General features: G+C 68.6%; 13 protein-coding genes. 11 read left to right on the top strand and 2 right to left on the bottom strand.

Translation table 11 applies throughout. The features are described from left to right. Positions 1 to 141: 141 nt before the first annotated feature. The 5 genes from EL493_RS08330 to EL493_RS08350 all read left to right on the top strand — a co-directional run bounded on the left by EL493_RS08330 (position 142) and on the right by EL493_RS08350 (position 4,610). Positions 142 to 1,470: a hypothetical protein gene (locus tag EL493_RS08330; RefSeq protein WP_022567308.1), complete on the top strand. Its 1,329-nt coding sequence runs from the start codon at positions 142 to 144 to the stop codon at positions 1,468 to 1,470. A 179-nt stretch (positions 1,471 to 1,649) separates the two neighbouring features. Beyond that, the gene (rplM, locus tag EL493_RS08335; RefSeq protein WP_022567307.1) at positions 1,650 to 2,093 is read left to right on the top strand and encodes a 50S ribosomal protein L13; all 444 of its coding nucleotides are present in this window, start codon (positions 1,650 to 1,652) and stop codon (positions 2,091 to 2,093) included. After that, positions 2,090 to 2,602, top strand: a complete 513-nt coding sequence (rpsI, locus tag EL493_RS08340) for a 30S ribosomal protein S9 (RefSeq protein WP_019045147.1) — start codon at positions 2,090 to 2,092, stop codon at positions 2,600 to 2,602. Before rplM ends, rpsI begins: the two co-directional genes overlap by 4 nt. A gap of 165 nt (positions 2,603 to 2,767) precedes the next feature. Further along, a complete protein-coding gene (gene glmM, locus EL493_RS08345; RefSeq protein ID WP_019045148.1) occupies positions 2,768 to 4,105 on the top strand; it encodes a phosphoglucosamine mutase in 1,338 nt (445 codons plus the stop codon). 133 nt (positions 4,106 to 4,238) lie between these two features. Continuing rightward, positions 4,239 to 4,610 (top strand): hypothetical protein, encoded by a 372-nt coding sequence (locus EL493_RS08350; RefSeq protein WP_019045149.1) that lies wholly within the window; start codon positions 4,239 to 4,241, stop codon positions 4,608 to 4,610. On the opposite strand, the gene EL493_RS08355 is transcribed toward EL493_RS08350, so the two are convergent. Together EL493_RS08355 and EL493_RS08360 are read right to left on the bottom strand one after the other, a co-directional pair. Then, positions 4,611 to 5,036 (bottom strand): hypothetical protein, encoded by a 426-nt coding sequence (locus tag EL493_RS08355; RefSeq protein WP_019045150.1) that lies wholly within the window; start codon positions 5,034 to 5,036, stop codon positions 4,611 to 4,613. It lies immediately after the preceding gene. A 3-nt stretch (positions 5,037 to 5,039) separates the two neighbouring features. Beyond that, positions 5,040 to 6,680: an ABC-F family ATP-binding cassette domain-containing protein gene (locus tag EL493_RS08360; protein WP_030200412.1), complete on the bottom strand. Its 1,641-nt coding sequence runs from the start codon at positions 6,678 to 6,680 to the stop codon at positions 5,040 to 5,042. Between the two features lie 146 nt (positions 6,681 to 6,826). Between EL493_RS08360 and EL493_RS08365 the strand changes: the two genes are divergently transcribed. The 6 genes from EL493_RS08365 (at position 6,827) to EL493_RS08390 (ending at position 11,835) form a co-directional block, all read left to right on the top strand. Further along, a complete protein-coding gene (locus EL493_RS08365; RefSeq protein WP_019045152.1) occupies positions 6,827 to 7,018 on the top strand; it encodes a PspC domain-containing protein in 192 nt (63 codons plus the stop codon). Between the two features lie 93 nt (positions 7,019 to 7,111). Beyond that, positions 7,112 to 7,420: a DUF6802 family protein gene (locus tag EL493_RS08370; protein WP_019045153.1), complete on the top strand. Its 309-nt coding sequence runs from the start codon at positions 7,112 to 7,114 to the stop codon at positions 7,418 to 7,420. Between the two features lie 93 nt (positions 7,421 to 7,513). Continuing rightward, positions 7,514 to 7,846: a hypothetical protein gene (locus tag EL493_RS08375; RefSeq protein ID WP_019045154.1), complete on the top strand. Its 333-nt coding sequence runs from the start codon at positions 7,514 to 7,516 to the stop codon at positions 7,844 to 7,846. A gap of 9 nt (positions 7,847 to 7,855) precedes the next feature. Further along, positions 7,856 to 9,661 (top strand): hypothetical protein, encoded by a 1,806-nt coding sequence (locus EL493_RS08380; protein WP_022567306.1) that lies wholly within the window; start codon positions 7,856 to 7,858, stop codon positions 9,659 to 9,661. A gap of 41 nt (positions 9,662 to 9,702) precedes the next feature. Beyond that, positions 9,703 to 10,125, top strand: coding sequence for a hypothetical protein (locus EL493_RS08385; protein ID WP_019045156.1), 423 nt, complete (start codon positions 9,703 to 9,705; stop codon positions 10,123 to 10,125). A 75-nt stretch (positions 10,126 to 10,200) separates the two neighbouring features. Next, complete coding sequence (locus EL493_RS08390) at positions 10,201 to 11,835, top strand: serine/threonine-protein kinase (protein WP_019045157.1); 1,635 nt, start codon at positions 10,201 to 10,203, stop codon at positions 11,833 to 11,835. Positions 11,836 to 11,838: the final 3 nt, after the last annotated feature.

Consider the following 11,838-nt stretch of genomic DNA (forward strand, 5'->3'; position numbering starts at 1 on the left):
GCGGCCGGAGGAGGTAGCGCAGCGTGACCACGCGGGCCGCCCGAGCGTGCCGGATGCGCACAGCATGAGGGATCGGCAGGTCAGGAGCGGATCGGCGGGCATGCTGCGCGTGTCGGTCCTCGACACGGCACACTTGAGCCTGTGACCGTTCGAGTTGGCGCCCTGCATCTGGGGTGGGATGTGGTGTCCGTGGCCGCGGGCGGCGGTGATACCCCGATCCGCCCGGTTCAGGTGGAGGGCACCTACACCCCGCCCGCCTACCTGCTCGCCGACGCGGCGGGCAGGCTGCACACCGCGGGCGTCGACCGGCAGCGCCCCGACCTGGGCATGGCGATCGCCGACGTGCGCGACATCCTCGGGCATCCGCAGATCGTGATCGCCGGCGCCACCTGGCCCGCCGAACTGGTCTTCCGGGCCCGGCTGTACAACCCGCTGGCCGCGGTCGGCAAGTACCTGCGTGGCAAGCCGCAGCTGGTGGCACTGCCGTATCCGGACAGCTGGCCCGACGAGAAGGTCGAGACCTACGCCGCACTGGTCGAACAGCTCGACGTGGTCGTCGAACCGCTGCCGGAGAGCGTCGCGCTGTCGGGTTATGTGCGCGCGCTCGGGCTGGTCTCCCCGCCCGGCGACCGGCATCGCACCGGTATCGGCGCCACCGGCGTGTACTCCGACGGCCGCACGCTGCTGGTCGTCGCGGTGCACGGTGACGACGAACAGCCCACCGAATCGGTCGAGGTGGCGGTCAGCGCCGAGGCGCTGCGCGATGCCCGCTCGGCCGACAACGTGGTGATCGAGGCCATGGCGGCGGCCCGCTCGATCGGCGCCGACACCTCGACGGTGCTGCTGGCGGGCAACGTCTGCTTCAACGACGCGCTGCGGCTGGCGTTCCAGAACCACCTGGGCCAGCGGTTGCAGGTGGCCGATCATCCGATGCACGCGCTGGTGCTCGGCGCGGCGCATCTGCTGGTCACCGAGCCGCTCGACGAGGACGACTACCCCGAGACCCAGCACCCCGGCCAGGGCTATGCCGCCCAGGTGGGCTGGGGTGCGCCGCCCGCTGCGCCGCAGCCGGGTCAGCCGCCGAGTCCCGCCGGTTTCGTCGCGGGCCCGCCCGCGCAACCGGGCGGTCGGCACGCGCTGCAGGAACCGGCCGACGACGGCCGCGGCAAGTTGCTCGGCAAGGTGAAGAAGGGCTTCTTCGGCGCACCGGCCGTGGTGGGCGCGGTCGCGCTGGCCGCGACGGCCTGGCACACCGGCGCCGCCGCGCCCGCGGTGGCGGCCGAGGGCGAGCACGTCTCGTGCGCGTTCACCCCGTACGCGAACACGATCCCGCCGGAGGGCATCGCCAGCGCTCGCGGCGGCGGTCTGGTCCAGGACAACGGCTGCGTCACCCCTGGCATCGACACCCTGCGGTACCTGATCCCCGGTCCCGCCGGGGCGACCGACCCCGGGCCCCCGGTGGTGATCTAGCCGCGACGCCCGATTGTGGGTGCGTCATGCGTGGCTGGTATCGTGGCTCGCTGGCGTGTGGAACGTCGGACCGTTCGCGGATCGGCGTTTCCTTCGATGTCCCGGGTCTCCACCGGCCGCCGGGACGATCTCGAACCACACCCGTGGCCGGCAACACCGACGACAGACAGGGAACGACTGTGCCTACGTACAGCCCCAAGGCGGGTGACGTGACCCGTAAGTGGTACGTCATCGACGCCACTGACGTAGTCCTCGGCCGTCTCGCCGTGCAGGCCGCTGGCCTGCTGCGCGGCAAGGGCAAGCCGACCTACGCACCGCACGTCGATGGTGGCGACTTCGTCATCATCATCAACGCGGACAAGGTTGCCATCTCCGGCAACAAGAAGCAGGACAAGCTCATCCACCACCACAGCGGACACCCGGGCGGCCTCAAGTCGCGCACTGTCGGCGAGGTGTTGGCGACCCGTCCCGATCGTCTCGTGGAGAAGGCCGTCAAGGGCATGATCCCGAAGAACAAGCTGGGTAACGCGATCGCGGGCAAGCTGAAGGTCTACGCAGGCCCGAACCACCCCCACGCCGCGCAGCAGCCGGTTCCGTTCGAGATCAAGCAGGTGGCCCAGTGACCGCTCCTGAAGAGTTCAACGAAGACTACGACGTGGTCGACGAGACCGTCGAGGTTGTCGAAGACGGCGACGGCTACGAGGCCGAGTACGTCGAGGAGACCGCCTACGCCCCGATCGTGATCGATCGCCCGGTGCAGACCGTCGGCCGCCGTAAGGAAGCCGTCGTCCGCGTGCGCCTGGTTCCCGGCTCGGGCAACTTCGTGCTCAACGGCCGCACCATCGAGGACTACTTCCCGAACAAGGTGCACCAGCAGCTCGTGAAGTCCCCGCTGGTCACCGTCGAGCGTGTCGAGAGCTTCGACATCTACGCTCGCCTGGTCGGTGGCGGCCCGTCGGGTCAGGCGGGCGCTCTGCGTCTGGCCATCGCCCGCGCGCTGATCGAGGTCACCCCCGAGGATCGCCCCGCGCTCAAGCGCGCCGGCTTCCTGACTCGTGACCCGCGTGCCACCGAGCGTAAGAAGTACGGTCTGAAGAAGGCCCGTAAGGCGCCTCAGTACTCGAAGCGCTGATTTACGCCCTGCCGGCCTCGGTCTTGCGCATACGCTGGGTATGCTCCCCGCGAGAGTGGGGATGAGCCAGGTCGGCGGAGCACATGTGCGAGAGCAGGCTTCCAGCACCGCTGGTCGCCTGCTCTCGTGCTGTATGCGGGGGACCTACTACCAGCAGAGGGTTTTATGGGACGGCTGTTCGGTACTGACGGTGTTCGCGGGCTCGCCAACGACTCGCTGAGCCCGGAACTGGCGATGCGGGTCGCGGCGGCGGCGGCGCAGGTGCTCTCGCGCGGCAAGAAGCGGGCGGTCGCGGTTGTCGGCCGTGATCCGCGAGCCAGCGGCGAGATGCTCGAAGCCGCGGTGACGGCGGGTCTGACCTCGGTGGGCGTCGACGTGCTCTCGGTGGGCGTGCTGCCCACCCCGGCGGTCGCGTACCTGACCGGCCTCTACGACGCGTGCTTCGGCGTGATGATCTCCGCCTCGCACAATCCCATGCCCGACAACGGCATCAAGATCTTCGCGGCGGGCGGGCACAAGCTCGACGACGCCGTGGAACAGCGGATCGAAGCCCTGATCACCGAGGGCGTCACGGTGCGCCCCACTGGCGCTGGCATCGGCCGCGTGCGCGGCGACTACACCGTCGAGGGCACGCACGAACGCTATGTCGAGCACCTGCTCGAATCGACCGGCCAGGATCTGTCCGGGCTGACCGTCGTCGTCGACTGCGCGCACGGCGCGGCGGCCGAGGTGGCACCGCAGGTGTACCGGGAGGCGGGCGCGACGGTGATCGCGATCAACGCCGAACCCGACGGCCTCAACATCAACGACGGCTGCGGCTCCACCCATCTCGACGCGGTCCGCGCCGCCGTCCTCGAACACGGCGCCGACCTGGGCATCGCCCTCGACGGTGACGCCGACCGCTGCCTGGCGGTGGACGCCGCGGGCGAGACCGTCGACGGCGACGCGATCATGGCCGTGCTGGCGCTGGCCATGCGCGAGGCGGGCGAGCTGGTCGGCGACACCCTGGTCGCCACCGTGATGAGCAACCTGGGCCTGCACATCGCCATGCGCGCGGCCGGGATCAGCGTGCTCACCGCGGCCGTGGGCGACCGCTACGTGCTCGAGGAACTGCGCCGCGGGGGCTACAGCCTCGGCGGCGAGCAGTCCGGGCATGTGGTGTTCCCGCGCTACGGCACCACCGGCGACGGCGTGCTCACCGGCCTGCGGCTGATGGCGCGGATGGCCCAGACCGGGCGTCCGCTGGGCGAGCTGGCCGGGGTGATGAGCACCGTCCCGCAGGTGCTGGTGAACGTGCCGGTCAGCGACAAGGCCGCCGTCGCCCTCGCCCCCGAGGTGCGCGACGCGGTGGCCGAGGCCGAGCGGATCCTGGGCGATTCCGGCCGGGTCCTGTTGCGGCCCAGCGGAACCGAGCAACTGGTCCGGGTGATGGTGGAGGCCACCGATCCGGCGCAGGCGCGGCAGCTGGCCGACGATCTGGCCAAGCGGGTCGCCGCGGTCTAGCGCACACCTGGCGGGCCGCCCGCGGCCCATCTACTATCGGCATACGCCGTATGGACCTGTGTGCCGGTGGCGCGTGTGCTGCTCGGCGCACCGGATAGTTTGGCGCGCAGCACGATTCGAAGGGGGCCGTCCCATGGTGCCGCCGCTGCCTGCCCGGAACTACCACGAGCAGGACCGCTACCCGGTCGACTACGCCGCGGCCGACCCGTACCACCGCTGCGGCGGTGCGTGCGGCAGGCCCGGCTGCCGGGATGTGCCGCAGGGCTATTCGCACACGGTCCCGATCCGGGACGAGGGCTACGGCCAGCCGGTGGAACCCTTCGAGACGGCCGAGCCGTCGTCCGGGTACTCGTTCCCGATGCCGCGAGTGCCGCGCTCGCGCTCGGCGATCGTGGTGCTGATCATCCTGTGCGCCACCGGCGTCGCCGGACTGGTCGGCGCGAAACTGGGTTCCGATGTCGACCTGTTCGGCGCGCCCGCCCCGGCGGTGGTGCGGTCGCTCTGATCAGAACTGACCGGCCACGAACCCGCTGAACAGCACCGCGAACCCGCCGACCTCGCCCGCGATCAGCCCGTACATCGACAGCCGCAGCGCGCCGGGGATGGTCCCGGCGAACTGATTGTCGGTGTCACGGCGCCACCCGTGCAGCACGTAGCTGGCGATCGCGCCGACGAAGAACGCCAGGATCACCAGGTCCGCGCCGAGGTTCACGGCCGTGGGCCAGGCACTGAGCTCGGTGAACACCGCGAGCAGCACGCCGGCGAACGAATACAGCAGCGCCGCGCGGTGCGCGATGTCGACGTAGACGTGCGCCGCGCCCGAGGTGCGGATCCCGTGGTACTTCCACACCCCGAGCAGCAGCGCGCTCAGGAAGATCAGCCCGGTGACGAGCAGCGTGACGCGGGTGTCGATCCCCAGCGTGAACTCCATGGTCTACTCCTCGGTGAGCGTCCCGCCGGCCATGTGCCAGCGGCGGGTCGCCCGGACAGAATCCAGCATCCGGCGATCGTGCGTCACCAGAATCAAGGTGCCGGTGAAGGATTCGACCGCCTGCTCGAGCTGCTCGATGGCGGGCAGGTCGAGATGGTTGGTCGGCTCGTCGAGGACCAGCAGGTTCACTCCGCGCGCCTGCAGCAGCGCCAGGGCGGCGCGGGTGCGTTCGCCGGGGGACAGCGTGTCGCAGGGCCGGGTGACGTGCGGTCCGCGCAGCCCGAACTTGGCCAGCAGGGTCCGCACGTCGGCGTCGGGCCAGCCGGGCATCGCCGCGCCGAAGGTGTCCGCCAGCGTCTCCGGGCCGCGGAACAGCCCGCGCGCCTGGTCGACCTCGCCGATCTCGACGCCGGAACCCAGTGCGGCCGAACCGGAATCGGGGACGATCTTGCCCAGCAGCAGGCCCAGCAGCGTCGACTTGCCCGACCCGTTGGCGCCGGTGAGCACGATCCGGTCGGCCCAGTCGATCTGCGTGGTGATCGGGCCCAGGGTGAACTCGCCGCGGCGCACCACCGCGTTCGCCGCCGTCGCCACGACCGCGCCGCTGCGAGGCGCGGGCGCGATCGTCATGCGCAGTTCCCACTCCTTGCGCGGTTCCTCCACCACCTCGAGCCGTTCGATCCGGCGCTGGGTCTGGCGCGCCTTGGCCGCCTGTTTCTCGGTGGATTCGGCGCGCGTCTTGCGGCCCATCTTGTCCGAGTCGTTCTTGCCCTTGCGGCGCGCGTTGCGCACGCCGTGCTCGAGCCAGTTGCGCTGCATCTGCGCCCGCGCCTCCAAACCCGCCTTGGTGTCGGCGAATTCGTCGTAGGCCTCGCGCGCGTGCCTGCGGGCGATCTCGCGTTCGGCCAGATACGCCTCGTAACCGCCGTCGTAGAGGCCCACCTGCTGCTGTGCCAGATCCAGCTCCAGCACCTGATTCACGGTGCGCGCCAGGAACTCCCGGTCGTGGCTGATCACCATCAGCGGCACCCGCACCCCGGTGACGAATCGTTCCAGCCGGTCCAGGCCGTCCAGATCCAGGTCGTTGGTCGGTTCGTCGAGCAGCAGGATGTCGAAGCGCGACAACAACACCGAGGCCAGCCCCGCCCGCGCGGCCTGCCCGCCGGACAGCCCCGTCATCGGGGTGTCCAGGCCGGAGGGCAGCCCGTCGGTGAGGCCGAGTTCGGCCGCCACCTCCTCGGCTCGCTGATCCAGATCGGCGCCGCCCAGGGCGAGCCAGTGTTCGAGCGCGGGCGAGTAGTCGTCGTCCCCGCCGTCACCGAGTCGTTCCGCCGCCTCGTCCATCACCCGCTGCGCCTCGGCGACCCCGGTCCGGCGCGACAGGAACTGCAGGACCGTCTCGCCCGCGATCCGTTCCGGTTCCTGCGCCAGATAGCCGACCGTCGCGTCCGGCGGGCTCAGCGAGATCGTGCCATCGCCCGGCGCCCGGTCGGCCAGCATCCGCAGCAGCGTCGACTTGCCCGCGCCGTTCACCCCGACCAGGCCGATCACATCACCGGGCGCGAGGGTGAAGTCGAGGTCCTCGAACAGGGTCCGTTCGGCATGCCCGGCCGACAGGCCGGTGGCTTGCAATGTCGTGCTCACCGCCTAAGTCTGCCCGCCTCGGGGTGCAACCCTGAGATCGGGTGCGGCGGAAATCAGGGTGCGGATGGGTCTGCCGACCGATGCGGGCGCCGACCCCCGCTCGGCACAGTGGAGTCATCACCACTTCAGCAGGAAGGCAGCACACAATGACCGCCCCCGCCCGCCGCTTCACCCGTTCGACCAGCGACAAATGGATCGCCGGCGTCTGCGGAGGCATCGCGGAGTACTTCGGCTGGAACGCCAACATCGTCCGCCTGGTCTTCGTCGTCTCCTGCCTGCTGCCCGGCCCCCAGTTCCTGCTCTACCTCGTGCTGTGGCTGATCATGCCGAAGAAGTAGGCCCGACCGCCCCGTGACCGGCTCGCGGATGACAGGATGGTGGCACCCCCGCCGCGCCGTCATCCGCGAGTTTTCCGTTTGAGGAGGAGTCCCATGGTCACCTCGGGCGACATCCCCGGCCTCGGCCTACCCGACATCGACGCCCACTCGTCCCTCGGTGGCCTCGGCCCCGTCGAACTCCATCACCCGTCCCAGGACCTGGACGGCGACGGAGTGGTCGACTCCATCACCGACAGCGACCCGCTGGGCACCAGCATCTGGTCCGACTACGACCACGACGGCTTCGCCGACCACGTCACCGTCGTCGAAGCCGACGGCGACTACGCGGCCTGGGAGTACCACCGACATCCCGACGGCACGTCGGAGTGGCGGCGGACCGACCAGGGGAACCTGGAGAAGTAGATTTCCTCGCCGGTGCGGGAACCGGCGAGGGTGTTCGCGCGTCGAAGTTGATAAGCGCGATCGTGCGTGTCCAGAAATGTGAGAGGCGGGGGAATGAGCGGCAAGGCTTCCGGCGGACTCGTCGTGAACAAGCAGGCGATGGATGCGACCAGTTCCACCCTGGACGACACCGTCACGACCACACGCAACGCTGCGAAACAGGTCGACACTCTCGAGTGGGTCGCGGCGGACGCGGGGCGGGCGTATACCGGCAGCGGACAGAAGATCGACGATGCGCTGGCACGGGCGGTCGGTTGGGTCAAGGTCTGGACGACAGCGTCCGGGGCGCTTGCGGATGCGATCGGCACGGCATCCATCGAGTACACCGAGGTCGACCTGGCGCACGCCAGCGACCTCAACGGTGTCGCCCCGGCCCCCGCGAAGTGAGGTGTGACGATGGCCAGACCCATTAACGACATCCTCGACGACGGCGCACCCGGCCTGCAGTACTTCGAGCAGCTCGGACCCCGATACGTCGATGCGTTCGGCGGAACCTTCGACTTCTACACCTTTGTGCGGCCCTACGACAACGAGCGCGATATGAACATCGCCAAGCTCGAGGCCGCTGCGAATGCGCTGCGCCAGTTCTTGACGACTGCCGATACCAAGATCACCGCTCAGCAGTCGGCTGCCCAATCGATCCAGACGGGCTGGCAGGGCGCCGCGGCCGTGGCCGCCGCGGAACAACTCGGCAAGATCGCGACGATGGCCGCAGAGGACCGCGACGATGTTCGGGCATTCGAAGCAGCGCTGTCCGCCGCCGCGGCGCAGATCCCCGGGCTCGTCCAGGGCAAGGCCGACACGGTCCTCAAACTGATGGACGGTTCGGCGCAAAAGTACGTCGGGGGCAAACAAAAGGCGGTGCCGACGGTCGGCGGGTTGGACCCAACTGCCATCGACAGGGTGATCAAGGCGGCCAAGACCGGAAGCACGTCGCACATACTGAACCCTGATGTGGCCACGATGACCGGGCACCGCAATGCGGCGGGAGAGGCGGACGTGCCGGACTCCACCGTCGGTATCAGTGGCTCAACCACAGAGGAATACAAGGACGCGGTCGAGGCGATCTGTAAGAAGTGGCTGTCGTTGGTCTTCATGCCCGACTACAACGACAAGGTGCAGGCCTTCACCGATCAGTGCACCACGACGAAGATCGGCATCGAAAACCTGTTCACCGCCGTCGAGACAGCTGCGGCAGGCATTGTTTCCCGCGGCTATCCCTTGGTGTCCGGCACCGGCACCGCACCTGCCGAGAACAAGCAGCAGCCCCAGGGCGATCCGTCGACGCTGACCGGGGACCAGTCGAAGACGAACGGCGGCCAGACGACCGCCGCAGGCACTCAGACAGGTGACCAGACGACGTCGACCGGGGGTCAGACAACGGCTGCCGGCACCCAGACAGGTGACACGACGACCACCGGTTCGACGGTGAAGACGACGACGGATACCAAGGACACAGAAACCGCCACCGACACCGACACCACGACAGACGACACGACAGACGACGATTCGGATACCAGCGATGCGCTGAGCACCCTGACTTCGACCATCAGTGAGCTCGGCACCACCCTCTCGGAAGCGCTGACCGGAGACTTGGGTACCACCCTCACCTCGGCGATCGAAACGGTGGGTACGTCGATCAGCGACGGCATCGAGCAGATGACCGAACAGGCGAGCAGCCTGTTGTCCGGCGAGCAGGAGGCCTCGTTCCAGATCGGGGACACCAAGCTGAGCTTCGAAGCCGGCGAGAACGGCCTTTCGCTGACCACGACCGATGCGAACGGCGGCACCACCGAATACCGCTTGTCTCTGGACGAGAACGGAAATCCGGTACTCACCCAGGATTCGAGCACGACCGACGATTCGACGGCCGACACCGCGGCCGGTGAAGACGAGCAGGGCGTACTCGGTTCGGGCACGCCGCAGTCCGGTACCGGCGAAGGTGAGGCGGGTGTCGGTGATGGCGGCGTGACCAGCGGTCCCGACGCGACCAGCTCCGATACCCCTGACCTCACCAATGCTCCGGTCACGAGTGAGATCGGTTCGGGCGAACCGTCTTCGGGCTCGGTGGCGGGTGGCGTCCCCGTCGGGCCCCGCTCGGCTCGGCAGGAGACCGATGGCGAACATCTTCCCAGCATTGATGTGCCGGTGACAGATCCTGGTGGCAGCGGCGCTGTCCTCGCCGAGGCGGGCCCGCTGTGAGGATTGGCGGATCGCCCTCGACATCGGGAGAATGAGCGATCGTGGACTACGCGGCAGAGATCGAACAGATCGCGGACGAGACGCGCCGCCGCTCGGCCATGCTCATGGACGAGATCGACGACATCAATCGCCGAACCTCGTTACGCGCTGACCAGCTCGCCGTCGAAGCCGCCGAGCAACTACGCGCGTTGACCGAATCCGAAACGCCGCGCGTCGAGCCGGATCGACCTGAGCCACAACCGGTCCAGGAGGACCTGGCACCGCAGGTTCCGCGGCAGGTCTCGGCACCCCAGCCCTTCGTTCCGGACCCGAATATGACTCCCGAACAGCAGCGGCAGGCAGAGATTCGCGCTGCCGTGGCGCGGGCCAAAGCTGCCAGGGAGGCCAGGTCCACGGTGGCGCCCTCCGACGGTGACTACGACTCCGAGTCCGAGTACTACCGTCGTTCGACCTGGTTGGACTGACCCGTCGCGATCGGGCACCCTGAGCGCTGGACAGCGTGGCGGGTGCTCGATCGGGTCGGGTGGACAGGGGGCAGGGTGGGCGAGTACGGGTTCATTGCCGGGTACGAGCTCGAGCGGGTGCTCGGGCGGGGCGGGATGGGCATGGTGTACCTGGCCCGGCATCCGCGACTGCCGCGTTCGGTGGCGCTGAAGCTGCTGGACGAGAACATGTATGGCGATGAGCAGGCCAGGGCTCGGTTTCAGCGGGAGGCCGAGCTCGCGGCTCGGCTGGACCATCCCAATATCGTCGCGGTGTACGACCGTGGTGTGGAGAATCGGCGTCCGTGGATCGCGATGCAATATGTCGACGGCACCGATGCCGGAGCGATCGGGAGCTTCGATGCCGCTCGTGCGGTGCGGGTGATTTCGGAGGTCGCGCAGGCGCTCGACTACGCGCATGCTCGCGGTGTGCTCCACCGGGATATCAAGCCGGGGAACATCCTGCTCGGGCGGGCCGAGTACGGCAGCGCCGAGCGCGTGATGCTGGCGGACTTCGGTATCGCCAAGCTGCATTTCGACCAGAATCCGTTGACCCAGACCGGGTCCTTCACGGCCACTTTGGCTTTCGCCGCACCGGAACAGCTTTCCGCGATGCCACTGGACGCGCGCTGCGATCAGTATTCGCTGGCTTGTACGTTCTACGCGATGGTGACGGGTGCGTCGCCGTTCGAGGCGTCGAACCCGGTCGCGGTGATCCAGTCGCACATGTCGGCACCGCCGCCTTCCGCTGTGCGTGCGCGCCCGGATCTTCCCGCGGACATCGACGCGGTGCTCGCCACAGCCATGGCCAAGGATCCGGCGGCGAGGTTCGGTTCCTGCGGTGAGTTCGCGGCGGCGCTGAGGCGGGTGTTCGATCAGGCCGATGCCGGCGGCTCCGCTGGTCAACCGCCGTCCGGCAGCCGAGTCGCGCCGACGATACTCGCGCCACGGCCGGTGCCGAAGGGGGAACCCGAGCGGGCGGACGTCGACACCGTGCCCGAGCGTGTGGAGACGAAGCCTGAACGGCAGCTGGTTCCAGGTCGGGTCGAGACTCCGCGGGTGTGGTGGCGTCGTCGAGCCCTCGCTGTACCGGCGGTCACTGTGGCCATGGTGATAGTGGTGGCCGGAGGCGTTGTCCTCGCGAATCGGGATACGTCGACACCGTCACCATATTCGGCCACCGTGGCTGCGGCCGAAGCCGCCAACGCGCAGCGCTATAAGGAAATGAGCGACGTGTTTCCCGATCTCGTCGGGACGATCGGTGGCACATCCAAGAACGGTTTCGGGGGTGCGAACTGCGCACGCAGCGGGGGATTCTCGGAGGGTGACGTCGAAGTGACGTGTACGTCCGCAGAGGGGCCGACATTCGTCGTCAAGGATTTCGGTTCCGCGGCGAACGTGCAGAATCAGATCGACAAACGGTTCTCGAACCCTTCGGGAACCACACGGCGGCCGCACAGTGCCTGCCGGGCCGACCCAGCTGTCTTGCTCATTGTTCCGAGAGTGTCGCCCACCGAGCCGAGGCCCGACGTCTTCACGACTCCGGTTCTCACGACATTTCCGGACGACCCCGTTCGCTCGCGATACCGGATCGACGTGGAGGTGAAGGTCGCGCTGGGGGCGACTACGGAGAAATGGACATTCGATGCCGTCATGACGCACTGGTGGTCGAGCGCTCCGCTGTGCGGTTGATGC

It is taken from the genome of Nocardia asteroides, from assembly GCF_900637185.1.
Lineage (GTDB): Bacteria > Actinomycetota > Actinomycetes > Mycobacteriales > Mycobacteriaceae > Nocardia > Nocardia asteroides.

Excerpts from the sequence above, each read along its gene's own strand:
- glmM (WP_019045148.1), top strand. The coding sequence starts at position 2,768 with ATGGGACGGCTGTTCGGTACTGACGGTGTTCGCGGGCTCGCCAACGAC.
- EL493_RS08350 (WP_019045149.1), top strand. The coding sequence starts at position 4,239 with ATGGTGCCGCCGCTGCCTGCCCGGAACTACCACGAGCAGGACCGCTAC.
- EL493_RS08355 (WP_019045150.1), bottom strand. The coding sequence starts at position 5,036 with ATGGAGTTCACGCTGGGGATCGACACCCGCGTCACGCTGCTCGTCACC.
- EL493_RS08365 (WP_019045152.1), top strand. The coding sequence starts at position 6,827 with ATGACCGCCCCCGCCCGCCGCTTCACCCGTTCGACCAGCGACAAATGG.
- EL493_RS08370 (WP_019045153.1), top strand. The coding sequence starts at position 7,112 with ATGGTCACCTCGGGCGACATCCCCGGCCTCGGCCTACCCGACATCGAC.
- EL493_RS08375 (WP_019045154.1), top strand. The coding sequence starts at position 7,514 with ATGAGCGGCAAGGCTTCCGGCGGACTCGTCGTGAACAAGCAGGCGATG.
- EL493_RS08380 (WP_022567306.1), top strand. The coding sequence starts at position 7,856 with ATGGCCAGACCCATTAACGACATCCTCGACGACGGCGCACCCGGCCTG.